20 protein-coding genes are annotated in these 26,235 nt (G+C 62.3%); 15 read left to right on the forward strand and 5 right to left on the reverse strand.

Translation table 11 applies throughout. The features are described 5' to 3' along the window. Positions 1–258: 258 nt before the first annotated feature. Entirely contained in the window at positions 259–792 is a 534-nt protein-coding gene (locus tag DOM36_RS03130) for a GAF domain-containing protein (protein WP_110641313.1), read from the forward strand. Here the strand turns inward: DOM36_RS03130 and DOM36_RS03135 are convergent. Further along, complete coding sequence (locus DOM36_RS03135; protein ID WP_110641315.1) at positions 789–1,772, reverse strand: LysR family transcriptional regulator; 984 nt, start codon at positions 1,770–1,772, stop codon at positions 789–791. The two genes, DOM36_RS03130 and DOM36_RS03135, sit on opposite strands and share 4 nt — an antisense overlap. Before the next feature lie 137 nt (positions 1,773–1,909). Between DOM36_RS03135 and DOM36_RS03140 the strand changes: the two genes are divergently transcribed. Beyond that, the gene (locus DOM36_RS03140) at positions 1,910–3,325 is read left to right on the forward strand and encodes an acetyl-CoA carboxylase biotin carboxylase subunit (protein WP_110641317.1); all 1,416 of its coding nucleotides are present in this window, start codon (positions 1,910–1,912) and stop codon (positions 3,323–3,325) included. A gap of 37 nt (positions 3,326–3,362) precedes the next feature. Continuing rightward, entirely contained in the window at positions 3,363–5,183 is a 1,821-nt protein-coding gene (oadA, locus tag DOM36_RS03145; protein WP_075570672.1) for a sodium-extruding oxaloacetate decarboxylase subunit alpha, read from the forward strand. Between the two features lie 143 nt (positions 5,184–5,326). Here oadA and pyk read toward each other — a convergent pair whose 3' ends face one another. Further along, a complete protein-coding gene (gene pyk, locus DOM36_RS03150) occupies positions 5,327–6,790 on the reverse strand; it encodes a pyruvate kinase (RefSeq protein WP_075570671.1) in 1,464 nt (487 codons plus the stop codon). Positions 6,791–7,309: 519 nt separating this feature from the next. Here pyk and topA point away from each other — a divergent pair. The 4 genes from topA (at position 7,310) to DOM36_RS03170 (ending at position 11,609) form a co-directional block, all read left to right on the forward strand. Continuing rightward, positions 7,310–9,931, forward strand: a complete 2,622-nt coding sequence (gene topA, locus DOM36_RS03155) for a type I DNA topoisomerase (protein ID WP_075570670.1) — start codon at positions 7,310–7,312, stop codon at positions 9,929–9,931. Then, on the forward strand, positions 9,928–10,386 hold the full coding sequence (locus tag DOM36_RS03160; protein ID WP_110641319.1) for a DUF6586 family protein: 459 nt from the start codon (positions 9,928–9,930) through the stop codon (positions 10,384–10,386). The genes topA and DOM36_RS03160 overlap by 4 nt, the downstream gene beginning before the upstream one ends. Before the next feature lie 135 nt (positions 10,387–10,521). Then, positions 10,522–10,761 carry a hypothetical protein gene (locus tag DOM36_RS03165; RefSeq protein WP_075570668.1) on the forward strand — a complete coding sequence of 80 codons (240 nt, stop codon included), beginning with the start codon at positions 10,522–10,524 and terminating at the stop codon, positions 10,759–10,761. A gap of 59 nt (positions 10,762–10,820) precedes the next feature. After that, on the forward strand, positions 10,821–11,609 hold the full coding sequence (locus DOM36_RS03170) for an aldolase (protein ID WP_110641321.1): 789 nt from the start codon (positions 10,821–10,823) through the stop codon (positions 11,607–11,609). Positions 11,610–11,620: 11 nt separating this feature from the next. On the opposite strand, the gene DOM36_RS19955 is transcribed toward DOM36_RS03170, so the two are convergent. Further along, entirely contained in the window at positions 11,621–11,782 is a 162-nt protein-coding gene (locus tag DOM36_RS19955; protein ID WP_157958550.1) for a hypothetical protein, read from the reverse strand. A 155-nt stretch (positions 11,783–11,937) separates the two neighbouring features. Here DOM36_RS19955 and DOM36_RS03175 point away from each other — a divergent pair, with 155 nt between their 5' ends. Then, positions 11,938–12,882 carry a cation transporter gene (locus DOM36_RS03175; RefSeq protein WP_075570666.1) on the forward strand — a complete coding sequence of 315 codons (945 nt, stop codon included), beginning with the start codon at positions 11,938–11,940 and terminating at the stop codon, positions 12,880–12,882. A gap of 18 nt (positions 12,883–12,900) precedes the next feature. On the opposite strand, the gene DOM36_RS03180 is transcribed toward DOM36_RS03175, so the two are convergent. After that, positions 12,901–14,556, reverse strand: coding sequence for an FMN-binding glutamate synthase family protein (locus DOM36_RS03180; RefSeq protein WP_075570665.1), 1,656 nt, complete (start codon positions 14,554–14,556; stop codon positions 12,901–12,903). A 293-nt stretch (positions 14,557–14,849) separates the two neighbouring features. Here DOM36_RS03180 and DOM36_RS03185 point away from each other — a divergent pair, with 293 nt between their 5' ends. Next, complete coding sequence (locus DOM36_RS03185; RefSeq protein WP_110641880.1) at positions 14,850–15,950, forward strand: metallophosphoesterase; 1,101 nt, start codon at positions 14,850–14,852, stop codon at positions 15,948–15,950. Between the two features lie 77 nt (positions 15,951–16,027). On the opposite strand, the gene mfd is transcribed toward DOM36_RS03185, so the two are convergent. Continuing rightward, positions 16,028–19,477, reverse strand: a complete 3,450-nt coding sequence (gene mfd / locus DOM36_RS03190) for a transcription-repair coupling factor (protein WP_110641323.1) — start codon at positions 19,475–19,477, stop codon at positions 16,028–16,030. 324 nt (positions 19,478–19,801) lie between these two features. On the opposite strand from mfd, the gene DOM36_RS03195 reads away from it, so the two are divergent. The 6 genes from DOM36_RS03195 to nqrE all read left to right on the forward strand — a co-directional run bounded on the left by DOM36_RS03195 (position 19,802) and on the right by nqrE (position 26,234). Then, the gene (locus tag DOM36_RS03195; RefSeq protein ID WP_075570662.1) at positions 19,802–21,253 is read left to right on the forward strand and encodes a glyceraldehyde-3-phosphate dehydrogenase; all 1,452 of its coding nucleotides are present in this window, start codon (positions 19,802–19,804) and stop codon (positions 21,251–21,253) included. A 324-nt stretch (positions 21,254–21,577) separates the two neighbouring features. Further along, entirely contained in the window at positions 21,578–22,927 is a 1,350-nt protein-coding gene (locus DOM36_RS03200; protein ID WP_110641325.1) for a Na(+)-translocating NADH-quinone reductase subunit A, read from the forward strand. Then, the gene (locus tag DOM36_RS03205) at positions 22,927–24,162 is read left to right on the forward strand and encodes an NADH:ubiquinone reductase (Na(+)-transporting) subunit B (RefSeq protein WP_075570660.1); all 1,236 of its coding nucleotides are present in this window, start codon (positions 22,927–22,929) and stop codon (positions 24,160–24,162) included. The genes DOM36_RS03200 and DOM36_RS03205 overlap by 1 nt, the downstream gene beginning before the upstream one ends. Further along, positions 24,159–24,938: a Na(+)-translocating NADH-quinone reductase subunit C gene (locus DOM36_RS03210; RefSeq protein ID WP_110641882.1), complete on the forward strand. Its 780-nt coding sequence runs from the start codon at positions 24,159–24,161 to the stop codon at positions 24,936–24,938. Before DOM36_RS03205 ends, DOM36_RS03210 begins: the two co-directional genes overlap by 4 nt. A 2-nt stretch (positions 24,939–24,940) precedes the next feature. Further along, on the forward strand, positions 24,941–25,621 hold the full coding sequence (locus DOM36_RS03215; protein ID WP_075570658.1) for an NADH:ubiquinone reductase (Na(+)-transporting) subunit D: 681 nt from the start codon (positions 24,941–24,943) through the stop codon (positions 25,619–25,621). Continuing rightward, complete coding sequence (gene nqrE, locus DOM36_RS03220; protein WP_075570657.1) at positions 25,614–26,234, forward strand: NADH:ubiquinone reductase (Na(+)-transporting) subunit E; 621 nt, start codon at positions 25,614–25,616, stop codon at positions 26,232–26,234. Before DOM36_RS03215 ends, nqrE begins: the two co-directional genes overlap by 8 nt. The last annotated feature ends 1 nt before the right edge of the window (position 26,235 follow it).

Consider the following 26,235-nt stretch of genomic DNA (forward strand, 5'->3'; position numbering starts at 1 on the left):
AGCCCGTTTTTCGTGGGTGCTGCCAGACCGTCTCATCTGGCCCCGGGGTTGCAAGCATTCGCCACGCAATTCGGTCTATTTTATGGGTCGATGCATCCGATTTTGCTCCACGGGCGTATTTGGGAGATCGTTTATCGGCGCTGTTCGGTCCGACGTGAGGGCCGCTCAACCGGAATCGCCTCTCCGTTCCCTGATTTTCTGTTCCGAGAACCCGCCTTTCGGATGGTTTCTCCGTATTGAAGAGTAAGAGCCAGTACTATGATTGCACCGGATTTGCCCCAGAACGAAGTCGAGCGCCTGACCGTGCTGCGAAATCTTCAACTGCTGGATTCCACATGCGACGAGGGATTCGACCGGTTGACGGAGTTGGCGACAAAGATCTTCGATGTTCCCATGTCGATGGTTACGCTGATCGACGAGGATCGCCAGTGGTTCAAGTCGCGCCAGGGTTTGAGCGTCTGTGAAACGCCACGGCGGATTTCGTTCTGCGGCCATGTCGTGGCCGACGGCCAGCCCATGGTGATCAACAATGCGCTGCGTGATCCGCGATTTTCCGATAACCCGTTGGTGACGGGGCCGCCCTTCATTCGCTTCTACGCGGGCTACCCGCTGTTCGTGATGCCGGGCGTGTGCGTGGGAACGCTCTGCCTGATTGGCACGTTGCCGCGCACCTTCGAGGAGGACGATATGCAGCGTTTGCAACTGCTGGCAACGCTGGCCCAGGAGTTGATCCAGCTACACGTGCTGCGCGTCCAGGTGCCGCTGCGCGAGGCGTCTGGTCGCGGCGCCTAGCCCTCGGCGGGCAGGCACAGCAGCGTCGGGGTTTCGATTGGCGTCATTGGGGCACGGAAGTGGGCATTCAGCTCTGGCAATAGCTCGCGCACGAACCGCAGGAACAGCTCGGTGACCGGCGTGGGATAGCGGTCCTTGGGGTAGACCGTGCACCACGAGCGTCTCAGCGGAAAGCCGGGGATGGTCGGGCTCGCCAGCAGGCCGGATGCCAGCTCCAGCTGGACTGCAAGGCGCGGCAGTACCGCCACCCCGAGATGCGCCATGACGCCTTGCTTGATCGCTTCGTTGGTACCCAGCTCGATGGTGTGATGCAAGGAGATGCGCTCTCTGGCCGCGAAATCCTCGAACGCCGTGCGGGCACCAGAGCCCGGCTCTCTCATCAGCAGGTAGTGACGCGCGAAATCCTCGAGCGTCGCCTGGTCGGCCGTGACCAGCGGATGCCCCGGCCACACCACCGGAATCAATTCATTGTCCAGAATGGGCATGAACACCAGATTGGGATCGTCGGGCACCATGCCCATGATCACCAGATCATCCCGCCTTTCCGCCAGGCGCTCGAGCGCCTGCGCCCGATTGCAGACCCGTAGCCGAATCTGAACCTCCGGATAACGGGCGCGGAAGCGGGCCAGAATATGCGGCACCACGTATTGGGCCGTCGAGACAGCCGCCAGATTGAGCTCTCCCCGTATCGTGCCTGCCAGCTCCGACAGCTCCATCTGCAGGCTCGATACCTGGCCGAAGATCGACTGGACGGAAGCGGCCAGCGCATCGGCGGCGGGCAGGATGTGAAGCGTCTTGCCGGCATACTTGAACAGCGGCTGGCTCAACGCCTGTTCGAGCTGTCGGATCTGGGCGCTGACGGCGGGCTGCGTGAGACCCAGCTGTTCGGCGGCGCGGGAGTATGACTGCTGACGGTGCACGGCCTGAAACACCTGGAGCTGACGGAATGTCAGGCGATTGAGCAGGTTGGGTCGCGACATTCGGTAGGCTCTCACAATCAGGTATAAGGTTTAGCTTATAGGTTGGCAAAAAAATATCAATTTTTCTATTGGTACCCGGATCGCTAGCGTAAGAGACCAGATCGAGCGCATCAATGCGACAACCGGGAGGATCAACGGTGTTCAACAAGCTGCTTATCGCCAACCGCGGCGAAATTGCCGTGCGTATTGTACGAGCCTGCGCCGAAATGGGCATTCGTTCGGTCGCGATCTATACCGAACCCGACCGCTTTTCGCTGCATGTCAAAGGCGCGGACGAAGCCCACTTCCTCGGCGACGAGCCGCTGGCCGGCTATCTGGATCCGCGGCGCATCGTCAATCTGGCGCGGGAGACCGGCTGTGATGCCATCCATCCCGGTTACGGTTTTCTATCCGAGAGTGCCGAGTTTGCCAGAATCTGCAGCGAGGCGGGCATCGCATTCGTCGGCCCGAGTGCCGAAGTCATCGCCAGGATGGGTGACAAGACCGCTGCAAGGGCCGCGATGCGCGAGGCCGGCGTGCCGATCACGCCTGGCTCCGGGGGCAATCTGGCCGACCGCGACGAGGCGCTGACAGTGGCCGAGCAGATCGGTTACCCGGTGATGCTCAAGGCGACGTCCGGCGGCGGGGGGCGTGGCATTCGCCGCTGCGATACCCCGGATCAGCTCGCGCAGGCCTGGGATCGGGTGATCTCCGAGGCGACCAAGGCGTTCGGCAGCGCCGAAGTGTTCATGGAGAAGTGCGTCGTCGATCCGCTGCATATCGAAGTTCAGGTGCTGGCCGACGCCCACGGCGGCGTGATCCATCTGTTCGAGCGCGACTGCTCGATCCAGCGCCGCAACCAGAAACTGATCGAGATCGCCCCCAGTCCTCAGCTGACACCGGAGCAGCGCAGTTACGTCGGCAAGATGGCGGTGCGCGCCGCGCAAGCGGTGAACTACGAAAACGCCGGTACCGTGGAGTTCCTGGTCAAGGATAACGAAGTCTTCTTCATGGAGATGAATACCCGCGTCCAGGTCGAGCACACCGTTACCGAAGCGATCACCGGCGTCGATATCGTCCGCGAGCAGCTGCGAATCGCCGCCGGAGAGCGGCTGGCCTACCGCCAGGAGGACGTGCGCCATCAAGGCTATGCCATGCAGTTCCGGATCAACGCCGAGGACCCCAAGAATGATTTCCTGCCCAGCTTCGGGCGTATCACCCGCTACTACGCGCCCGGCGGCCCGGGCGTGCGCACCGACACGGCGATCTATACGGGCTATACCATCCCGCCCTATTTCGACTCGATGTGTCTCAAACTGATCGTCTGGGGAATGACCTGGGAGGAAACTCTCAATCGCGGCATCCGCGCGCTGAACGACATGCGGCTGCAAGGCGTGAAGACCACCGCACCTTATTATCAGGAAATTCTGCGCCACCCCGACTTTCGTGGCGGCCATTTCGACACCGGATTCGTTCCCGCCCATCCCGAGTTGCTCAACTACTCCGTCAAGCGCAACCCTGAAGCGGTAGCGTTGGCGATCGCGGCGGCGATTGCGGCTCATGCCGGGGTTTGAAAGCGTCGAACGAACCAGGATCAGAACAGGAGAGACCATGAACAACGCCGACTCGTCATCCGTCAAAATCAGTGATGTCGTCCTGCGCGACGGCCACCAGTCGTTGATCGCCACCCGCATGCGAACCGAAGACATGCTGCCGATCTGTGCCAAGCTCGACGCGATCGGCTTTCATTCGCTCGAGGTCTGGGGAGGCGCCACCTTTGACGCCTGCGTACGTTTCCTCAAGGAGGACCCCTGGGAGCGGCTGCAGTCGTTGCGGGAAGCGCTGCCCAATACGCCGTTGCAGATGCTCCTTCGCGGCCAGAATCTGCTCGGCTATCGCCATTACGCGGATGATGTGGTCGAGCGCTTCGTCGCCCGTTCCGCCGATAACGGCATCGATATCTTCCGGGTATTCGATGCGTTGAACGACCTGCGTAACCTCGAAACCGCGATGAAGGCGGTCAAGGCCAGTGGCAAGCATGCCCAGGGGACGATCTGTTATACCGTCAGCCCCGTTCACACCCGAGAGATGTACGTCGAGCAGGCCAGGCGGTTGGTCGAGATGGGCGCGGACTCGATCGCGATCAAGGACATGGCCGGCCTGCTGACACCCTATGCCACCGGCGAGCTGGTCGCGGCGCTGGTCGACGCGGTCGACGTGCCGATTCATCTTCACGCTCACGCAACGTCGGGGCTGGCGTCGATGAGCCAGATGAAAGCCGTGGAAGCGGGCTGTCGTCATATCGATACCTGTATCTCGGCCTTTGCCGGGGGTACCAGTCATCCGTCTACCGAAGCGATGGTGGCAGCGTTTCAGGAAACGCCCCACGACACCGGGCTGGATCTGGTGGCACTCAAGGAAGTCGGCGACTACTTCCGCGAGGTGCGCAAGAAATATGCGGCTTTCGAGAGCGAGTACACCCGCGAGGATGTCAGCGTGCAGATCTGGCAGGTGCCGGGCGGGATGATGTCGAATCTGGCCAATCAGATGAAAGAGCAGAATGCGCTGGGCCGGATTCAGGATGTGTTCGACGAGATTCCCAAGGTGCGTGCCGATCTCGGTTATCCGCCGCTGGTGACGCCGACATCGCAGATCGTCGGCACCCAGGCCGCCATGAACGTGTTGACCGGGGAGCGCTACAAGTCGATCACCAACGAGGTGAAGCGATATCTGTTGGGTGGCTACGGTCAGCCGCCGGCCGAGGTCAATGCCGAAGTGCGCCGCAAGGCGATCGGCAACGAGCCGGTCGACGAAGGCCGTCCCGCGGATCATCTCAAGCCGGAGATGACCCGACTGGAGAAGGAAGTCGGTGAGCTCGCCGAAAGCGAAGAAGATGTGCTCACCTTCGCCATGTTCCCCGATCTTGGACGCGAGTACCTGCAGGGCCGCCGTGACGGCACGCTGACCCCGGAGGCGATTCCGGCAGCGGAATCCGCCGGCGCGGCCGGGCGTCCGGTTTCCGAGGGCGTTCCGACCGAGTTCGTGATCGATGTCCATGGCGAATCCTATGAAGTTCAGATCACCGGCGTCGGCAGCGGTAGCGGCAGCAAGCGCCGTGTCTATCTGACGCTCGACGGCATGCCCGAGGAGGTCGTGTTCGAGGCCAAGGGCGAGTTCGTGCAGGAGGGCAAGAGCGGCGGCCGTGCCAAGGCCAGCGCTCCGGGGCACGTTTCCACGTCGATGCCGGGCAATATCGTCGACGTGCTGGTGGCCGAGGGCGATAGCGTCAAGGAGGGGCAGGCGGTGCTGATCACCGAAGCGATGAAGATGGAAACGGAGGTCCAGGCCCGTGTCAGTGGCACGGTCAAAGCAGTGCATGTCGCCAAGGGGGACCGCGTCACGCCTGGCGAAGTGCTGATCGAGATCGAATAGCCGGTCAAGATCGAATGGCCGGCCGAAATCGAGGCGCGGGTCGATCCCGTGCCGAGATCGGCATCGGCGGGACAAAAAAACGCGGAGCCAGGCTCCGCGTTTTGTCGTTTCATCGATGGGCGCCATGGCGCCTACGCTGCGGCTTACTCTTCGACCTGAATGATCTTCATGGTGTTGGTGCCACCGTGGGCGTTCATGTGGTCACCGCGAGTCAGGATGACGTGATCGCCTTTCTTGGCGAGTCCGAGACTGACCAGTTCCTTGATCGCGCCGGCGTTGATTTCGGTTAGCGGGAAGCGTGAGCTATCGAAGACCAGCGAGACGACGCCACGATAGAGCGCCATCCGACGCTGGACCATCGGTGTCTCGGCCAGCGCGACGATCGGCAGGCCGGAGCGAATGCGCGAGGCGATCAGCGGGGTATAGCCGGATGCGGTCAGACAGGCGATCGCCACCACCCCGGAAAGATGGTTGGCGGCGTACATGGCCGACAGCGCCAGTGTTTCGTCGATCCGGCTGAAGCCTTCGTGGATCCGGTGCTGCGACTGCTGAGCGGCGCGCTCGCGTTCCGCACCCAGGCACAGCCGGTTCATGGCGTGAATGGTCTCGACCGGGTAGTCGCCGGCTGCGGTTTCCGCCGACAGCATCACCGCATCGGTGCCATCCAGAACCGCATTGGCGACGTCGAAGACTTCCGCGCGGGTCGGCAGCGGCGACTCGATCATCGACTCCATCATCTGGGTGGCAGTGATGACCACCTTGTTGAGGGTGCGGGCTCGAGCGATGATCCGTTTCTGCACGCCGATCAGCTGGGCATCGCCGATCTCGACGCCGAGATCGCCGCGGGCGACCATCACTGCTTCCGAGGCACGGATGATGTCGTCCAGCGTTTCCGGGTCGGCGACCGCTTCAGCGCGTTCGATCTTGGCCACCAGGCCGATATCCTGACCGGCTTCGCCCAGCAGCTCGCGGGCATACTGCATGTCGGCGCCGCTGCGCGGGAACGACACGGCGAGGTAGTCGACACCGATATCGATCGCGGTCTTGAGATCTTCCTTGTCCTTCTCCGTCAGCGCGGCAGCGGAGAGGCCGCCGCCTTGCTTGTTGATGCCCTTGTTGTTGGTCAGCTTGCCGCCGACCTTGACCGTGGTGAAGATCTGCGAGCCTTCGATACGGTCTACCTCGAGCACCAGGCGACCGTCATCCAGCAACAGCTTGTCGCCGGCTTCGACGTCGTCGGCCAGCTCCTTGTAATCACAGCCGACCCGTTCGCTGTCACCGGCGTCGCGATCCAGCGAGACATCCAGCACGAAGGGCTGGCCCTTCTCGAGCTTGACGCCGCCTTCGGCAGCAAAGCGCGCAATCCGGATCTTGGGGCCCTGCAGATCGCCCAGCGCCGCGACAGCGCGGCCCTGACGATCCGCCGCCTCGCGGACGGCCTTGAGCCGACGCCGGTGATCTTCCGGGTTCCCGTGGGAGAAGTTCAAGCGAACGACGTCGACCCCGGCTTCGATGATGGCATCCAATACTCCCTCGCGGTCCGTGGCGGGGCCCAGAGTGGCGACGATCTTGGTGCGGCGAATCGGACCGTGAAACGCGTGCTGCATGGAAATTCTCCTGGCAACTGAGTGAGTCGTCCCGTCGCGCTGAAAAGGTCTGAAGCGTGCCGCGACGATGACATGTGGTTATTTTACAACAAGGGGCCGGCCTTGTCCGAAGCGCTGTCGAGGGCGTTCTCTTCCGCTCGAGAGTCTTTCCGCCTGGCCTGAGAGTGTCCGCGCGCAGCGCAAAATGCCTCCGCGAAGCTCAAGAGTATCTCCGCATAAAAGTCTTTCGCGACGATGACCGTCAATGAGCCGAGTGTAGCGCGCAAGATGCAGCGGCGACATGGCACAAGTGTGCGAAAATCTCGAGGCTGACACTATTATTGCTTGGAATTCACCCTCTCAGCCCCATTATGAAGGGCCATTGACATCACTTCGGTTTCGTTGACCAACGTCAAGCTTCGGCTGGCGCCATGGGAAAGGCTAGGGTAGGGTAGGCGGATTTTCCGGTCGGCCCCATTCCCTGCCGTCGAGCACGTCGCCGGCTGGAACCGCCGCTATATATAAAGAAGCAGGAGCGCTATGGGCAAGTCACTGGTTATCGTTGAGTCGCCGGCCAAGGCCAAGACCATTAACAAGTATCTCGGCAACGATTTCGTGGTGAAGTCGAGCGTCGGGCATATTCGTGATCTGCCGACCAGTGGTTCTTCCAAGCAGGCCAGCGATCCCAAGGAGCGTGCCAAGCAGGCGGCGCTGACCCGCAAGATGTCGCCCGAAGAGAAGGCGGTGCATAAAAAGCACAAGCAGTGGGATCAACTGGTCCGTCGCATGGGAATCGATCCTGAGCATGGCTGGCGGGCCAATTACGAGATTCTCCCGGGCAAGGAGAAGGTGGTCGATGAGCTCAAGCGGCTGGCCGACAAGAGCGACACCATCTATCTCGCGACCGATTTGGACCGCGAAGGGGAAGCGATCGCCTGGCATCTGAAAGAGACCATCGGCGGCGACGACTCCCGTTACAAGCGCGTGGTGTTCAACGAGATCACCAAGAACGCCATCCAGGAAGCCTTCAAGCAGCCCGGCACGCTCAACATCGCTCGCGTCGAAGCGCAACAGAGTCGTCGCTTCCTGGACCGCGTGGTCGGCTTCATGGTCTCTCCGCTGTTGTGGAGCAAGGTGGCGCGCGGCCTCTCCGCCGGTCGCGTGCAGTCGGTGGCGGTGCGTCTGATCGTCGATCGGGAGCGCGATATCCGCGCGTTCAATCCGGAAGAGTTCTGGGACGTGCACGCCGATCTCGTCACCGCCGATGGCGAACCGATCCGTTTCGAGGTGGTACGCGAGAATGGCGAGGCTTTCCGGCCGACCTCCGAGAAGGAGACGCTCGAGCGCATAGCGCCACTGCGTCAGGATGCGTTCGACATCAGCAGTCGCGAAACCAAGCCGACCAGCTCCAAACCCAACGCGCCGTTCATTACTTCGACGCTGCAGCAGGCCGCCAGTGGACGCCTGGGGTACTCGGTCAAGAAGACGATGACGCTGGCGCAGCGCCTGTATGAGGGCGGCTATATCACCTACATGCGTACCGATTCGACCAACCTGTCCCAGGATGCGGTCGCCGGCGTGCGTGACTATATTCAGGCCGAGTTCGGCGAGCGCTATCTGCCGGAAGCGCCGAATCGCTATTCGAGCAAGCAGAACGCCCAGGAAGCGCACGAGGCCATTCGTCCTTCCAACGTCAAGCAGCGGGCCGACGATCTGCCCGTCGAGCGCGATGCACAGCGCCTGTACGAGTTGATCTGGCGTCAGTTCGTCGCTTGCCAGATGGTGCCGGCGGAGTATCTCGCGACCTCATTGACCATCGAGGCCGAGGGCTTCGAGCTCAAGGCGCGCGGTCGCGTACTCAAGTTCGACGGCTACACCCGCGTGATGAAGCCGGTGGCCAAGAAGGACGAGCAGGCGCAGCTGCCCGACATCGGCGAAGGGGCAACGCTCAAGGTCGAACAGATCGATCCGCAGCAGCACTTTACCAAGCCGCCCGCGCGTTATACCGAAGCGAGCCTGGTCAAGGAGCTCGAGAAACGTGGTATCGGTCGCCCCTCGACCTACGCGGCGATCATCTCCACCATTCAGGACCGAGGTTACGCCAAGCTCGACAACCGGCGTTTCTATGCCGAGAAGCTGGGCGAAATCGTGACCGACCGTCTGGTGGAGTCGTTCAACGATCTGCTGGACTATGGCTTCACCGCCCGGATGGAGGATCGTCTCGACGAGGTGGCCGAGGGTCACGAGCAGTGGCAGAAACTGCTCGACGCGTTCTACGCCGATTTCAAGCAGAAGCTGGAGCGCGCCGAGGGAGAGGAGGGGATGCGCCCCAACGAGCCGGTCGAGACGGACATCGCCTGCCCGACCTGCGGCCGGCCGATGCAGATTCGCATCGCCTCTACCGGTGTGTTCCTGGGTTGCTCCGGGTACAACCTGCCACCGAAGGAACGCTGCAAGACCACCATCGACCTGATCCCGGGGGACGAGGCGGTGCCGGAGGAAGCCGACGAGGCAGCCGAAACGGATGCCCTGCGCGCCAAGCGGCGGAATCCGAACACCGGCACGGCGATGGACAGCTACCTGATCGACGAGGGCCGCAAGCTTTACCTCAGTAACGATGACGATGGCTACTACGAGATCGAGCAGGGCCGTTTCCGGATCAAGGGGTACGATGGCCCGGTGATCGAGTGCGACAAGTGCGGTTCCGAGATGCAGCTCAAGAGCGGCCGATTCGGCAAGTACTTCGCCTGCACCAACGAGACGTGCGGCAATACTCGCAAATTGCTGAAGAGTGGCGAAGTCGCGCCGCCCAAGATGGATCCGATTCCGATGCCGGAACTGGCCTGTCAGAAGGTCGATGACCACTACGTGTTGCGTGACGGCGCCAGCGGGTTGTTCCTGGCCGCCAGCCAGTTCCCCAAGAATCGGGAAACCCGACCGCCGCTGGTCAAGGAGCTGAAGGCTCACGCTGACGCGCTGCCGGAGAAGTATCACTTCCTGCTCGAGGCGCCGAGCGAGGATCCGGACGGCCGACCGGCGCAGATCCGTTTCTCGCGCAAGGCCAAGAGCCAGTTCGTGATGACTGACGAGGACGGGAAGGCGACCGGATGGCGCGCGACATTCGAGGACGGTCGCTGGCAGGTGGAGGACAAGCGCAAATGACATCGCCGGCCCGTACCAATCAGTTGCTCTATCAGGCCGAGCTGCTGCTGGCGATGGAGGCCGGGGACGACGAACATGCGATGGCGCGTCGCATGGCGCTGGAGGAAGCGGCGTTGGGTCAACTCGAGCTGGCGTTGAATGCGGTGTTGAGAGAAGTCACCGAGCATGTCGATCTGGATCTCGAGAACTGGCGTGCCTGGCTGCAGGCGACGGCGGTCAACGTCGCCGAGCTCGAGCGGCTGCGCGCGCTGGCCGGCGAAACCGGCAGCTGGCTGGCGATACTGCTCGAACGTCTGCAGGCGCTCCACGGCGATGACGGCGCGGCCCGCCGCGATGCCCGCGCAGGGCTGATAGCGAGTGCCGGTGAGCCCTCGCTTGGCGACACGCTCAAGTGGTGTCACCGCCAGTTCAAGATGCTGCTGCCGGCGCTGCGCGAAGGCAGCAGCGAGTGGTGACTGGCCGAGGTCAAACGTGATAGCCTGATTTCAGACGATAACGACCGGGGCCCAGGCTCTGGTCGTTTTTTATTGGTCTCATCTTTGATTCAGGTCGTCACCGCCACGACGAGAGAACGATACGGGAGGTTAGCCATGTCCGATACCGCGATTCTGGAAATCGTCGAGCTTGCCAATGGGGAAGTCGTGCTACGACCGGCCGAGGCGACGGGGGAGCCGCTCGTCTCGATCCGCTTCTCCGAAGAGGCCGTCGAGCTGCTGCGGCGCAGTCGCTTCGATGTGGCCCGTGAAATGCTCGACCACGCGATTACCCGAACCCATCTCTGGGAAGATGACGAAGACGAACCCGAGGAAGAAGCCGCGACCGTCCATTAACGCCTGGGACGCACCGTTTCCGTCCGTTCCTACCCGCCTCGATCCCAGGAGTTCCGATTATGGCCCAGCAGTTCTCTTCATTGACTGACGCTCAGCCTGTCGCTGGAGAAATCCTCGACAGTGCAGCGATTCTGGAAGCGCGGCGTGACCTCGCGGCCTGTTTCCGAATGGCGGCGGCCCTGGGTATGGGAGAGGGCATCTGCAACCACTTTTCGGCGATGGTGCCGGGGCGGGACGATCTATTTCTGGTCAACCCCTACGGCTGGGCCTTCGAGGAGATCACTGCCTCCAGCCTGCTGATCTGTGATCTTCATGGAAGGGTGCTGGCCGGTGACGGGGTGCCAGAGGCGACCGCGTTTCATATCCACGCGCGGCTTCATCTTCGCAAGTCGGGCGCGCGGGCAGCGTTCCACACCCATATGCCCCACGCCACGGCTTTGACCATGACGGCAGGCGATCCGCTGCTGTGGGCAGGGCAGACCTCGCTCAAGTTCTACGGGCGAACCGCGGTCGACGAGCACTACAACGGCTTGGCGCTGGATAGCGCGGAAGGGGATCGGATCGCGTCTGCCATGGGTGACGCCGACATCGTCTTTCTGCGCCATCACGGTGTGATCGTGACCGCCCCGACGATCGCCGAAGCCTGGGATGACCTCTATTTTCTGGAGCGCGCCGCTGAGGTGCAGCTGAAGGCGATGGGGTCGGGCCGGAAAGTGCTGTCGGTGGATCCCGACGTCGCCGCCAGGACGGCCGCCCAGATGCGGGAGGAGGATCCCGAAAGTGCCAGACGCCATCTGATCAGCGTGCGTCGGCGACTCGAGCGTGAGGCACCGGCGTACGCTGACTGACAAGCGTCATGTCAAAGCGCCAGGCCGGCGACCAGGGCCGCGATCACGGCGACGACGACCGATGTCAGTGCGACCACGAGCAGGCCGCGGCGGCGCGTGGCGCTGAAGATGAAAAAGGTGGGAAAAGCGATGGTCATTGCGAGCATCGAGAGTATCCAGGCGTAGTTGGCCATCGAACTTGCGGCTCCTGCTGCGAGAGTTTGAGAGTCGTTGACGGCGCATTATACAGATCGTGATGACCGCTGCGGTGTTTGCGATCACGTGGCGTGGACATGCGACAGATTGAATGGGACAGGGCATGACGCCACTCTCACGGGGGAAAGACACTATGTCGATCGGTTGGCCCAGGACCGAGAGCAGTGCGCTTCGCTTTTCGACGGCCATGGCGGCGTTCATCGGTGCGCTGGCCTTGACGGTTTCGGTGCTCTCCACTTCCCAGGCGATTCTCCTCGACGGCCTGTTCAACGCGATCTACGCCGTGGTCGGCATCTTCACGCTTCGGGTCGGGCGGCTGGTCGTATCACCCGACGACGACACCTACCCGTTCGGGTACGGCTATTTCGAGTCGATGGTCAATGCCTGCAAGGGCCTGCTGATGCTAGGGGTGTCCGCGCTGGCGCTCTTCAACTCGATCACGGCGCTATTGACCGGTGGCAACGCCATCGCCGCCGGCATCTCAATCGTCTACGCGTGCGTGGCCACCGCGTCCTGTACCCTGACGGCCCTGGTGCTACGGGGTGTCAGCCGTCATGTCAGCAGCCCGCTGCTGCAGGCCGATATCGACAACTGGCGGATCAATGCCTTGATTTCGGCGGCGGTGCTGCTGGCTTTCTGCCTCATACCCCTGGCGTACGCCGTTGGCTGGGACGCCATCGTTCCCTACGTCGATTCGTGGTTGGTGATCGCGGTCGTGCTACTCTGTCTCGGCGTGCCCGTGCGCGTCGCCCGCGGCGCGATCCTGGAGCTGTTGAATCGCTCCCCGCGAGCGGCCGTTGCCGAGCCAGTGCGCGCGGCGATCATGACCGCCTTGGCGCCGCTTCCCACCCAAGACGTCTACGTTCGCATGGTCCGTCCGGGCCGGTTGCTCTACGTCACCGTCCATGTCGTGCTCGAGAAAGCCCATCCGCTTTCCGTCGAGGAATCAGATCGGTGGCGAGCGACCCTCGACGGCTGCGTTCGTCGGATTTCGGCACCGGTGCTGGTCGAGACGCTATTCACCTGCGACCGGCGCTGGGCGGCGCCCAGCACCGGTCAGGGTCACGCCGACGCCTGACCCAAATCGCGCCTCTCGTCAGCGCAACTTGGTCAGACGCAGTTCGGCGAGCTGTGCGGGGGGCAGGAACGAGTCCGAGCGCGCCTCTTCCCAGTAGTTCTTGAATACCGTGTGCTGGCTGTTGCCATCGAGCAGCTCGTCCGGTTTGAGAAAGGTGAACAGCTTGTCATAGGACTGGATTTCGTCGGCAGAAACTCGCCGAATGATATGCTCCGGTCCCAATTCTGCCGGATGTTGGAGCCCGGCGGCGGCCAGCATCTCGGCCAGCCCCTTGAGCGTGTTGCGATGGAAGTTGTAAACCCGTTCGGTCTTGTCGGCGACATCGAGGTGCCCGCTGCGCTTGGAGTCCTGGGTGGCCACGCCGCTGGGGCACTTGTCGGAATGGCAGTTGAGCGCCTGGATGCAGCCCAGCGAGAACATGAACCCCCGCGCCGCGTTGCACCAGTCGGCGCCCAGCGCCATGGTGCGGGCGATGTTGAACCCGGAAGTGACCTTGCCGGCGGCGCCGATCTTGATCTCGTCACGCAATCCTGCACCGACCAGCGTGTTATGAACCAGCATCAGCGCTTCGGTCAGCGGGACGCCCAGACGGTTGATGAACTCCAGCGGCGCAGCGCCCGTACCGCCCTCGCCGCCGTCGACCACGATGAAGTCGGGGCGCTGGCCGGTTTCGCGCATGGCCTTGACCATCGCGAACCACTCCCAGGGATGGCCGATCGCCAGCTTGAAGCCGACCGGTTTGCCGCCGGACAGCTCTCGCAGGCGGCCGATGAACGTCATCAGCTCCAGCGGGGTGGAGAAAGCGCTATGCCCGGCCGGCGAGACCACGTCTTCGCCCATGGGGACTTCCCGCGCTTCGGCGATCTCGGCGGTGACCTTGGCGGCCGGCAGGATGCCGCCGTGGCCGGGTTTGGCACCCTGCGATAGCTTGATCTCGATCATCTTGACCTGCTCGTCGCGCGCATTGGCGGCGAATCGCTCCTCGTTGAAACTGCCGTCGTCGTGGCGACAGCCGAAGTAGCCAGAGCCGATCTCCCACACCAGATCACCGCCGTGAATGCGGTGATAGCGCGAGATCGAGCCTTCGCCGGTGTCGTGGTAGAAACCGCCTTTCCGCGCACCGGCATTGAGTGCCTCGATCGCGTTTCCGGACAGCGAGCCGAAGCTCATGGCTGAAATATTGAACACGCTGGCCGAGTAGGGCTGGCTGCAAAGGCTACCGCCGACACGGATACGGAAATCGCTGTCTTCGATGTGGGCCGGGCGCAGCGAATGGTTGATCCATTCGTGGCCGGGGGCATACATGTCGATCAGCGATCCGAAGGGCTTCTTGTCGCTTTCGTTCTTGGCCCGCTGATAGACGACGGCACGCTGCTCCCGGGAAAACGGACGCTCATCGAGATCGGACTGGATGAAGTATTGACGAATTTCGGGACCGATCGATTCGAGAATGTAGCGACAGTGCGCCAGGATCGGATAGTTGCGGCTGATGGTGCGGCGCTTCTGACGCGTATCGTGAAAGCCCAACCAGGAAAGGCCACCGAAGATCGCGACGCCCCACCACCAGTGCGAGGAGGAGGCGAGGCCAATCAGCGAAACGACGAGTAGACAGAGGCTGACAATGAAAGCGGCGTTGCGTAACGGTAGACGCGAAAGGCCAGTGGCGTAACTCATGCGGACATCGGCTCCAGGCAGGTGAAATCGCGGCGGCACGGGACGCCACCGCGATCGCAAGGATAGCGCAACGCTCGGCGTTGCGGCCAACGCCACTCGGGGCTATTTTGGAGCACCGTCTCGCTCCTCGGCAGAGCGTGTCGTGCCGTCCGAGGGCGGGCCGTCCACTCGCCGGATTCCGGCATGCCTGATGTTTTGCCCATTCGATGCTTTGCACTTCGATGCTTTGCCCATTCGATACTTTGCCAATTTGATACAAGGAATGCCCGAGTTTGCGACATCATCGATCCTTTTTGCGGTTACGACTGATCCTGCTCGTGCTGCACGGCTACGTCGGCTGGCGCCTGCTGGCCGGGCTTTCGCTGGGCATTTGGAGTGACATCGTCGTTGGCGGGTATCTGCTGATCAGCGCGCTGCTGATTCCCTGGGTCGTCAGGGTGACCTGGCTCAACGGCCGCTGGTTTGCCTGGCCTGTCGCGCTGATGACGGGAATGTTCTCGTTTCTGCTGCAACTCACCCTGATTCGGGACGTCCTGCTCGCGGTGGGATCTCTGCTGGCGGTGCCGAGGGCTTCGATCATCGCCGGTAGCGCCTGGGGGGTATTGGCCGGAACGTTGGCGCTGTCGGTCTACGCCCTCTGGCAGGCCAGGCGGGTTCCTCGCGTCGTCGACGTATCGGTGCCGCTGGCCGGGCTTCCCGCCACGCTGGAAGGTTTCGTGATCGTTCAGTTGAGTGATTTGCACATCGGGCCGACGATCAAGCGCGGTCATCTGCAGCGTATCGTCGAACGCGTCAACGCGCTGAGACCGGATCTGGTCGCGATCACCGGCGATCTGACCGATGGCCGCGTCGCGGAGCTGGAAGCGGACGTGGCGCCGCTGGCGAACTTGAACGCTCGACATGGCACCTTCTGCGTCACTGGCAACCATGAGTACTACAGCGAAGCGGAGGCTTGGGTCTCTGCGTTTCGACGACTGGGCATGCACGTGCTGATCAATGAATGCGACTACGTCGAGCATCAAGGGGCGACGTTGGCCGTCGCCGGCATCACGGATCTGTCAGCCGGCTACTACGTACCGAGCCATCGCAGTGACGCCGGTTTGGCGGCTCACGGCATTCCGCCCGGAATCACGCGGGTACTGCTCGCCCACCAGCCGAATTCCGCGCCCGCGGCGGCGGAGGCGGGATTCGAGCTCCAGCTCTCCGGCCATACTCACGGTGGCCAGATGTGGCCTTGGAGCCTGCTGGCGCGCCGCGCCAACCATTTCCTGGCCGGGCTGGGCAAGCAGGGAGGAATGTGGGTCTATACCAGCCGCGGTACCGGCTACTGGGGGCCGCCGATGCGTTTCGGCGCGCCGTCGGAGATCACCCGAATCCGACTGACCGCGGCATAGCTCCCGTCAAGGGCGACCCAACACGGGCGAGTCAGCGACCCCGTCGCTGATTCGCCCGTACCATGTCTCATCTGCGGTCACGCCGCCTTGGCCTTGCGATTGAGGGTTTCCAGCAGGGCGTCGATGTGTTGGAAGCGGTCTTCCTCTTTTTGCATGTCGCCGTGGAAGCGCAGCGTATCGGCGCCGTCGAGCTTGTAATCCGCGGGATGACGCTGGATCAATTCGACCAGTGTCATCGGATCGACCTGCGGTTCCGGGCCGAAGATCACCCGGCCGCGTTCGGGCCCGGCTTCCAGCTTGGCGATGCCGAGCCGCTCGGCGCGCTGACGCAGACTCGTTTGGCGGAACAGCGTCTTGAGCGGCGCCGGCAGCAGGCCGAAGCGGTCGATCATCTCTACCTGGAGCTCTTTCAGCGCCCCGTCGTCGGCCGCGCTGCTGATCCGCTTGTACATGATCAGGCGCTGCTGCACGTCCGGCAGGTAGTCGTTGGGAATCAGCGCTGGCAGGTTGAGACTGATCTCGGTGCCTTCGTCGAGCGGCGCTTCGATATTGGGGGTCTTGCCCGCGCGGATCGCCTTGACCGCGCGGTCCAGCATCTGCATGTAGAGGCTGTAGCCGATGGTTTCCATCTGCCCGCTCTGCTCGTCGCCGAGCAGCTCGCCCGCCCCGCGAATCTCCATGTCGTGGCTGGCGAGCGTGAAGCCGGCGCCAAGATCGTCGCTCTGGGTGATGGCTTCGAGTCGCTTGATCGCATCCTTGGTCATCGCCTTGGGCGGTGGTGTCAGCAGGTAGGCGTAGGCTTGGTGGTGGCTGCGTCCGACTCGCCCGCGCAGCTGGTGCAACTGGGCCAGTCCGAACTTGTCGGCCCGCTCGATGATGATGGTATTGGCGCTGGGGACGTCGATGCCGGTCTCGATGATGGTCGAGCAGACCAGCACGTTGAAACGCTTGTGGTAGAAGTCTGACATGACCCGTTCCAGCGCCCGCTCGGGGAGCTGACCATGGGCGACGCCGACCCGGGCTTCCGGTACCAGCTCGCGGATCTTCTCGGCGCTGGCCTCGATCGTTCTGACTTCGTTGTACAGGAAGTAGACCTGGCCGCCACGCAGCACTTCGCGCAGGATCGCCTCCTTGACCACGGGTTCGTTACGCTGCTGCACGAAGGTCTTGACCGAGAGGCGCCGCGCCGGTGGCGTGGCGATGATCGACAGATCGCGAATGCCGTTCATGGCCATGTTGAGCGTGCGCGGAATGGGTGTCGCCGTCAGCGTGAGGATGTCCACTTCGGCGCGCAGCTGCTTGAGCCGCTCCTTCTGAGCAACCCCGAAGCGGTGCTCCTCGTCGATGATCATCAGGCCCAGGTTGGAGAGCTTGACCGATTTGGAGAGCAGCTTGTGCGTGCCGATGATGATGTCGGCGCGGCCCTCGGCGATGCGCTTCAGCGCCTCGCTCTCGCCCTTGCCGCCGGTGAATCGCGAGAGCATTTCGACCTGCACGGCGGTGTCGGCAAACCGGTCGCGGAAGTTGTCGTAGTGCTGCTGCGCCAGTAGCGTCGTGGGCACCAGCACGACCACCTGTCGCCCGGAATTGACGGCGAGGAAGGCGGCGCGCATGGCGACCTCGGTCTTGCCAAAGCCGACGTCGCCACAGACGACGCGGTCCATCGGGCGGGGTGCGGTCATGTCGTCGATCACGGCCTCGATGGCGGCGTGCTGATCGGGCGTCTCCTCGAACGGGAAGCTCGCCGCGAAGCGCAGATACTCCTCGCCTGGCATGTCGCTGGCGAAGCCTTCCCGGGCTTCGCGACGCGCGTAGATATCGAGAAGTTCGGCAGCAGTGTCGCGGACTTTCTCGGCCGCCTTGCGCTTGGCCTTGTCCCAGGTGTCCGAGCCCAGCTTGTGCAGCGGAGCAAGCTCGTCGGTGGCGCCGGCATAGCGGGAAATGAGCTGCAGATTGTCGACCGGCACGTAGAGCTTGGCGCCGCCGGCGTATTCCAGCGCCAGGAATTCCGCCGCCTGGCCACCGGCGGTGAGCATCTCCAGGCCCTGGTAGCGACCGACGCCGTGATGCTGATGTACCACCGGTGCGCCGGGTCGCAGTTCGGAGAGGTGACGCACCGCCAGCTCGTTATCGTCGGTCGCCTTGGCGCGGCGGCGCGTCTGGCGCACGACTTCGCCGTAGAGCTCGGTTTCGGTGATGACGGCGACGTCGGGATCGCCCAGCCACAGCCCTTCGTCCAGGGCTCCCTCGGCGATCGCGAACGGCTGATCGCCGTCCAGAAAGTCCTGCCAGCCATCGATATGGGGAATGTCCCGATGCAAGGGCGCCAGCGCCTCGTCCAGCGCTTCACGGCGCCCCCTGGACTCGGCGACGAACAGAATGCGTAGACCACGGTGGGCCTCGAGGAACGTCTCGAGGGACGCCAGCGGGCGTTGGGCCCGGGCATTGATCGCGACGGCCGGCGGTTGCTGCGTCGCGCTGACAATGGCATGACGCGATTGCGGATCGGTCACGAACTCGAGCCGGGGATGCTGCTTGATCGCCGCAAAGACCTCGGCGGCCGGCACGAACGCTTTTGCCGGTGGCAGCAGCGGCCGAGTGGGGTCGACGCCGAGATTCTCGTAGCGGCCTTCGATCGAGAGCCAGTGATGCTCGGCGGCTTCGAACACGTCCGGCAGCATGGCGATGCGGGTCTGTTCCGCCAGGTGCTCGAACAGGGTCGCCGTCTCCTCGAAGAACAGCGGCAGGTACTGCTCGAGCCCGGGGGAGGGAATGCCCTTGATCGCATCGGCATACAGCGGGCACTGGCGCGGATCGACATCGAAGAGGGTTTCGAAGCCTTCGCGGAAGCAGGCGATCGCCGAGCGAGACAGCGAATATTCGTGTGCCGGCAGCAGATCGATCCGCTCGATCTTGTCCTGGGTGCGCTGGGTATCCGGATCGAAGCGCCTAAGCGTATCGATCTCGTCGTCGAACAGATCGATGCGTAAGGGTGCATTCGTCCCCATCGGGAACAGATCGATCAGCGAGCCACGCATGGCGTATTCGCCGGGTTCGTAGACCGTCTCCACCGCGCGATAGCCGGCCCGCGACAGACGTTCGCGGAAACTTTCTCGATCGAGTCGGTCCCCGGTCGCCAGCGTCAGCACGCGTCCGGCCACATACTCCCTTGGCGGCAGGCGCTGCATCAGCGTATTGATCGATGCCAGCACGATGCCCTGCGTTCCCTCCTGCAGTTCCCGCAGCGTTCGCAGCCGCTCGGAGACGATATCCTGATGCGGGGAAAAGCTGTCGTAGGGCAGGGTTTCCCAGTCCGGAAACGGCATGACCGGGACGCGGGAATAGAAGCGCAGGGTGCTTTCGAGACGCTGCGCACTGGCGGTGTCCGGGGTGATCACCAGCAGCGGCGCGTCATCGGCCAGGCGCGCCAGCGTCAGCGCGGTGGCGCTTCCCTGAGGCAGCTGGCAATAGGTGGTTTCACGCGTGCCTGTCGGCAGAGGCGGGGCAAGCGGTGTGAAATGCGACATGGGCCTTTCGGAGAACGAATTTGCGTGCAGGGATGATAGCAGGCTGTCGCGGAGGCGGGGACGTCGAGTCCAATTTCTTGTCCCGACTGCCTTTGGCGGTTTACTCCGAGCATGATGCATCCGGCTACGACCTTTGTAGTGAAACTACAACATTTGCGACTACGCGGCGATTGCGGGGTGTTCCGTAGGGCGCAGATAATACTCGGGTTTTTAGCAAGCTCGACGCTTCCGGCGAGGATTGGTCAACGGCCCGATCGATGGATCCGCTCGATGAATTCGTCCCGCCAATTCGACCCGCCAATTCGATCAGAGAGAGATCCGCTTGTGAGTCATGAACAGCTCGATACCGTCTTCCAGGAGTGGCAGGACAACGAGGCTCGCGCGGAGGAGATGATCCCGCTTCTGGGCAAGCTTTACCGCCAGTACAACGTGATTCCTTCGCTGTTCGGTCGGTCGTTGATCAACCGTTCCGTCACCCGGATCCTCAAAAACCATCGCTATGTTCGCAAGGTCGAGGGGACCGAGCTGTCCATCGCCGATACGCTGCCGATGGTGCGTGCCATGAGTGAGATGGAACTGGCGCCGGCGCACATCGATATCGGTCGTCTGGGCGTCGCGTTCAAGAATGCCGGCGAGACCGACGTCATCGCGTTTCTCCAGCGTGAGCTCGCCGACATCGTCGGCCGTCACGACAGCAGCGGGATGGGCGGCGAGCCGCAGGACGTGGTGCTTTACGGTTTTGGCCGCATCGGTCGCATTCTGGCGCGTATCATGATCGAGAAGGCCGGCGGCGGTAACTTGCTGCGGCTGCGCGCCATCGTCGTTCGCGGTAGCGGCGACGATCTCGAGAAGCGCGCCAGTCTACTGCGTCGCGATTCCGTTCACGGCCCGTTCTCCGGCTCGATCGATATCGATCACGACAATCATGCTCTGATCGCCAACGGTCACTATATCCAGATCATCTATGCCGATTCGCCGGCCGAGATCGATTACACCGCCTACGGCATCGACAACGCCATCGTCGTCGACAACACCGGCAAGTGGCGCGATCGTGAAGGGCTGGCTCAGCATCTCGAGTCGAAAGGGGTTGCCAAGGTGCTGCTGACCGCGCCGGGCAAGGGCGATCTCAAGAACATCGTCCACGGTATCAATCATCGGACCATCGGCGACGAGGACCGGATCGTTTCGGCGGCTTCCTGTACCACCAATGCCATCGTCCCGGTGCTGAAGGCGATCGACGACGAGTACGGGATTGCTCACGGTCATGTCGAGACCGTTCACTCCTACACCAACGACCAGAACCTGATCGACAACTATCACAAGGGCGACCGGCGTGGGCGCAGCGCGCCGCTCAATATGGTGCTGACGGAAACCGGTGCGGCCAAGGCGGTGTCCAAGGCGCTGCCGGCACTTTCGGGAAAGCTGACCGGCAACGCGATTCGTGTGCCGACGCCCAACGTATCGATGGCGATCCTGAACCTGTCGCTGGAAAAAGAGACCGACCGCACCGCGCTCAATGAATACCTTCGCCAGATGGCGCTGCACTCGCCGATGCACAAGCAGATCGATTATGTCGACTCGCCGGAAGTGGTATCGTCGGACTTCGTCGGCAATCGCCACGCCGGGGTGCTGGATGCCAAGGCGACCATCGCCGACGGCAAACATGTTGTACTCTACGTCTGGTACGACAACGAGTTCGGCTACAGCTGCCAGGTGGTGCGGATCCTGCAGTACATGTCACGCGTCTGCCATCGGTACCTGCCGGTCACGAGCTGATTCGTCCATTGGACCTTAGTCTAAAAAGTCTCGGCCTCGCCGGGACTTTTTCGTGATTCGACGGTCGGCTCGGCATGCCGGCGAGTAGTCTTCCAAGGCCCGCATCATTATAATGGTGCGCGTTTTTCCGCGTGGCCCGTCGAAGTCCCGGGCCATGGAAGTCACCCTTTCTGATAAGAGAAGCATTCGGATGCCGTGACGTCATTTTCCTGCGCTTCCGCGGCCGCGCTGTTTTCCTCGGCCGTGCGACAGGAGCCAGGACGTGCCTGACGTCCGTCGAACCTTTTTCCTTATCGACATCAGATTCGACAACTGGGCGAGACTATGATCGAAGTCAAACGAGGCCTGGACCTTCCCGTTGCCGGGGCGCCGGAGCAGCGTATCGACGAGGGCCGCGCCGTGCGCCACGTCGCGTTGCTCGGGTCCGACTATGTCGGCATGAAGCCGACCATGGAGGTCCGTGAAGGCGATCGCGTGAAGCGGGGCCAGGTACTGTTCACCGACAAGAAAGTGGCTGGGGTCCGGTATACCGCTCCCGGGGCTGGCGAGGTGGTCGCGATCAACCGCGGCGAGAAACGTCGCCTGCTGTCGGTGGTCATCAAGCTCGACGAGGATGAGCAGAGCGAGGCATACACGGCACACGGCGTGGACGGACTGGCTTCTCTCTCGCGATCTCAGGTCGTCGATCAACTGGTCGAATCCGGGCTGTGGACAGCGCTGCGCACGCGGCCTTTCTCGCGGGTTCCGGAACTCGATGCGGTGCCGGCGGACATCTTCGTCACGGCCATCGACACGCATCCGCTCGCGGCCGACCCCAAGATCATCATCGACGCTGATAGCGATGCGTTCCGCCAGGGGTTGCAGGTGATTCGTCACCTGACGCCAGGCAAGGTCTTCGTGAGCCGTCGTGGCGATGCGCAGTTGCCGGGTGACGATCTGGACGGCGTTCGGGCCGAAGGGTTCGAGGGTCTGCACCCGGCCGGGCTGGTCGGCACGCATATCCATTACCTGTCTCCGGTCGGTCTGCAGCGACAGGTATGGCACCTCGATTGCCAGGACGTGATTGCCATCGGCAAGCTGTTTGCCGAAGGGCGCTTCGATCCCACCCGGGTAGTCGCGATCGGCGGGCCGCGGGCCAGGAATCCGCGCCTGGTTCGCACGCGTCTGGGGGCCAGCAGCGAAGAGCTGCTCGAAGGCGAGATCGAGAAGCCGGAAGATACGCGGGTGATCTCCGGATCCATTTTCGGCGGTACGCAGTGCGAGGGAAGTCGTCAGTTCCTGGGGCGTTTCCATCGCCAGTTTTCATTGCTCGAGGAAGGCAACAAGCGCGCCTTCATGGGCTGGCTGTCGCCCGGTCGCAATCGTCATTCGGTGATGGGGATCTACGTTTCCCAGTTCCTGGGACTGCCCAACTACGCGCCGAACACGTCGACCAACGGTTCCGAGCGTGCGATGGTGCCGATCGGGGCCTACGAGAAGGTCATGCCGCTGGATATCATGCCGACCCAACTGCTGCGTTCCTTGATCGTTGGCGATATCGAGTCGGCCATGCAGCTCGGCTGCCTGGAACTGGATGAGGAAGATCTCTCGCTGTGCACCTATGTGTGCCCGGGCAAGTACGAGTATGGTCCCATCCTGCGCGACAACCTGACCATGATCGAGAAAGAGGCCTGATGATGGGGATTCGCAACACGCTGGACAAGCTGGAGCCTCATTTCGAGAAGGGCGGCAAGTACGAGAAGTTCTATGCCCTCTACGAGGCGGTCGATACGATTTTCTATTCGCCCCCCAGCGTCACCAAAAGCATGACTCACGTGCGCGACGGCATCGACCTCAAGCGCATCATGATCACGGTCTGGGCCTGTACGTTCCCGGCCATGTTCTTCGGGATGTACAACGCCGGCTACCAGGCCAACCTGGCGATCGCTGACGGATTCAGTGCCATGGCGGGCTGGCGCGAAGTGGTGACCATGGCGCTGGCGGGCAGTCATGATCCTGGCAGCATCTGGGCCAATTTCGTGCTGGGCGCGACCTATTTTCTGCCCATCTATCTGGTGACGTTCATCGTGGGCGGCTTCTGGGAAGTCCTGTTCGCGGTCAAGCGTGGCCATGAAGTCAACGAAGGTTTCTTCGTCACCTCGGTGCTGTTCGCACTGACGCTGCCGGCGACCATTCCGCTGTGGCAAGTGGCGCTCGGCATTTCCTTTGGTGTCGTGATCGGCAAGGAGATCTTCGGTGGTACCGGCAAGAACTTCCTCAATCCGGCACTGACCGGGCGGGCTTTCCTCTACTTTGCGTATCCGGCGCAGATTTCCGGCGATAGCGTGTGGGTGCCGGCCGATGGCTTTACCGGTGCCACGGCATTGTCCAATGCTTCGCTCAATGGCATGGAGGGCCTGCACCAGCAGTACAGCTGGTGGGACGCGTTCTTCGGTTTCATCCAGGGTTCCGTGGGGGAAACCTCGACGCTGGCCATTCTGATCGGGGCGGCGGTGCTGTTGCTGACGCGTATCGCGTCGTGGCGCATCATGGCGGGGGTCATGCTCGGCATGATCCTGACGGCTTCGCTGTTCAACCTCGTCGGTTCCGACAGCAACCCGATGTTCGCCATGCCATGGTACTGGCACCTCGTCCTCGGCGGCTTCGCCTTCGGCATGGTGTTCATGGCGACCGATCCGGTGTCGGCGTCGATGACCGATCGCGGCAAGCTGATCTTCGGTGCACTGATCGGGGTGATGACGGTACTGATTCGCGTCGTCAACCCGGCATTCCCGGAGGGCATCATGCTGGCCATTCTGTTTGCGAATCTGTTCGCGCCGCTGATCGATCACATCTTCGTGCAGGCCAACATCAAGCGGCGCCAGAAGCGACTGGCGAGCCTTGCGCCCGCCGAGAAGGAGGCTGTCTGATGGCGAACAACAACTCGATCAAGAAAACGCTGATCGTCGCGTTTTCGCTCTGTGTCATCTGCTCCGTCGTGGTCTCGTCCGCGGCAGTGGTATTGAAGCCCAAGCAGGTGCAGAACCAGGAGCTCGATCGCAAGAGCAACATCCTCCAGGTCACCGAGTTATACAAGCCGGGTGATGACGTCGAGGAAAAATACGCCGAGCTGATCACACCGCGCGTGGTCGATCTCGAGACCGGTGAATATTCCCAGGATCTGGATCCGGGTAGCTACGACCAGTTCGATGCGGCCAGGGATCCGGCGACTTCGCGCACGCTCTCGGGTGACGACGATATCGCGGGTATCGGCCGGCAGGAGAAGTACTCCACGGTCTATCTGGTCGGCGATCCCGACGATCCGGACCAGATCGTCATGCCGATTCGCGGCCAAGGCCTCTGGGGCTTGATGGAAGGCTTCTTGTCCGTGCGTGGCGATGGCAATACCATCGTCGGTCTATCCTATTACGACCAGTCGGAAACGCCGGGGCTGGGCGGTGAAGTCGACAATCCGCGCTGGAAGGCCAAGTGGGATGGCAAGAAAATCTACGAGGACGGCGATTTCCAGGATCCTCAGATTCAACTCGTGAAGGGCGGTGCCAGCGGCGATTACGAAGTCGATGCGCTGTCGGGTGCCTCGCTCACCAGTCGAGGTGTCACCAACATGTTGCGGTTCTGGCTGAGTGACGAGGGCTACGCCCCGTACCTCGCTCGATTCCATGACGATTCCCAAGGAGGTGCGTGAAGATGGCTACGGACTCCGTAAAAGACGTCGTTCTGTCACCGGTCTTCAAGAACAACCCGATCGCCTTGCAGGTGCTGGGGATCTGTTCCGCGTTGGCGGTGACCAACTCCATGAGCGTATCGCTGGTCATGGGGCTTGCAGTCATCGCGGTGACGGCATTCTCCAGCATGTTCGTATCGCTGATCCGCAATCACATCCCGTCGTCGATCCGCATCATCGTGCAGATGACGATCATCGCGTCGCTGGTCATCGTGGTCGACCAGGTTCTTCGCGCCTACGCCTACGATATGTCCAAGCAGCTATCGGTGTTCGTCGGCCTGATCATCACCAACTGTATCGTCATGGGTCGCGCCGAGGCCTATGCCATGCAGAACGGCCCGGTCATGAGCTTTCTCGATGGCGTGGGCAACGGGCTGGGTTATGCCGTGATTCTGCTGATCGTCGGTTTTGTCCGCGAGCTGCTGGGATCCGGCAGCGTGTTCGGACTGACCATTCTACCGACGGTTCAGAATGGCGGCTGGTACGTGCCTAACGGCCTGATGCTGCTGCCACCGTCCGCGTTCTTCGTCATCGGTCTGTTGATCTGGATATTGCGTTCGCTCAATCCGGAACAGATCGAGAAGACCGAATACCGCATCGTTGCCAACAGCAAGACCAAGATCAAGGAGGCCTCTCATGTTTGAGCACTATCTCAGCCTGTTCGTGAAGGCGGTCTTCGTCGAGAACATGGCCCTGGCATTCTTTCTTGGCATGTGCACGTTTCTGGCGGTATCCAAGAAGATCTCGTCGGCCATCGGCCTGGGCATCGCGGTCGTCGTCGTTCTGACGATCACCGTGCCGGTGAACAATCTGATCCTCAATTACCTGCTCAAGGCGGGTGCGCTGAGCTGGACCGGACTGGAAGGGGCCGAGAACATCGACCTCAGTTTCCTGGGGCTTCTGAGCTATATCGGCGTGATCGCGGCGATCGTCCAGATCCTCGAGATGTTTCTGGATAAATTCGTTCCCTCGCTCTACAACGCCTTGGGCGTTTTCCTGCCGTTGATTACGGTCAACTGCGCCATCATGGGTGCCTCTCTGTTCATGGTGCAGCGCGATTACTCCTTCGGGGAGTCGGTGGTCTACGGTGCCGGTGCCGGCGCCGGTTGGGCCCTGGCGATCATGGCGCTGGCGGGTATCCGGGAAAAGCTCAAGTACAGTGATGTGCCGGGTAGTCTGCAGGGGCTTGGCATCACCTTCATCACTGCGGGTCTGATGTCGTTGGGCTTCATGTCCTTCTCCGGCATTCAGCTTTGAC

Origin of the sequence: Salinicola sp. CPA57 (assembly GCF_003206035.1) — a bacterium.
Lineage (GTDB): Bacteria > Pseudomonadota > Gammaproteobacteria > Pseudomonadales > Halomonadaceae > Salinicola > Salinicola socius.

What these genes read in the sequence shown, in the direction of transcription:
- DOM36_RS03215 (WP_075570658.1), top strand. Translation starts at nt 24,941, where the DNA reads ATGGCTACGGACTCCGTAAAAGACGTCGTTCTGTCACCGGTCTTCAAG.
- topA (WP_075570670.1), top strand. Translation starts at nt 7,310, where the DNA reads ATGGGCAAGTCACTGGTTATCGTTGAGTCGCCGGCCAAGGCCAAGACC.
- DOM36_RS03175 (WP_075570666.1), top strand. Translation starts at nt 11,938, where the DNA reads ATGTCGATCGGTTGGCCCAGGACCGAGAGCAGTGCGCTTCGCTTTTCG.
- DOM36_RS03130 (WP_110641313.1), top strand. Translation starts at nt 259, where the DNA reads ATGATTGCACCGGATTTGCCCCAGAACGAAGTCGAGCGCCTGACCGTG.
- nqrE (WP_075570657.1), top strand. Translation starts at nt 25,614, where the DNA reads ATGTTTGAGCACTATCTCAGCCTGTTCGTGAAGGCGGTCTTCGTCGAG.
- DOM36_RS03135 (WP_110641315.1), bottom strand. Translation starts at nt 1,772, where the DNA reads ATGTCGCGACCCAACCTGCTCAATCGCCTGACATTCCGTCAGCTCCAG.
- DOM36_RS19955 (WP_157958550.1), bottom strand. Translation starts at nt 11,782, where the DNA reads ATGGCCAACTACGCCTGGATACTCTCGATGCTCGCAATGACCATCGCT.
- oadA (WP_075570672.1), top strand. Translation starts at nt 3,363, where the DNA reads ATGAACAACGCCGACTCGTCATCCGTCAAAATCAGTGATGTCGTCCTG.
- DOM36_RS03160 (WP_110641319.1), top strand. Translation starts at nt 9,928, where the DNA reads ATGACATCGCCGGCCCGTACCAATCAGTTGCTCTATCAGGCCGAGCTG.
- DOM36_RS03200 (WP_110641325.1), top strand. Translation starts at nt 21,578, where the DNA reads ATGATCGAAGTCAAACGAGGCCTGGACCTTCCCGTTGCCGGGGCGCCG.
- DOM36_RS03170 (WP_110641321.1), top strand. Translation starts at nt 10,821, where the DNA reads ATGGCCCAGCAGTTCTCTTCATTGACTGACGCTCAGCCTGTCGCTGGA.
- mfd (WP_110641323.1), bottom strand. Translation starts at nt 19,477, where the DNA reads ATGTCGCATTTCACACCGCTTGCCCCGCCTCTGCCGACAGGCACGCGT.
- DOM36_RS03165 (WP_075570668.1), top strand. Translation starts at nt 10,522, where the DNA reads ATGTCCGATACCGCGATTCTGGAAATCGTCGAGCTTGCCAATGGGGAA.
- pyk (WP_075570671.1), bottom strand. Translation starts at nt 6,790, where the DNA reads ATGCAGCACGCGTTTCACGGTCCGATTCGCCGCACCAAGATCGTCGCC.
- DOM36_RS03180 (WP_075570665.1), bottom strand. Translation starts at nt 14,556, where the DNA reads ATGAGTTACGCCACTGGCCTTTCGCGTCTACCGTTACGCAACGCCGCT.
- DOM36_RS03205 (WP_075570660.1), top strand. Translation starts at nt 22,927, where the DNA reads ATGATGGGGATTCGCAACACGCTGGACAAGCTGGAGCCTCATTTCGAG.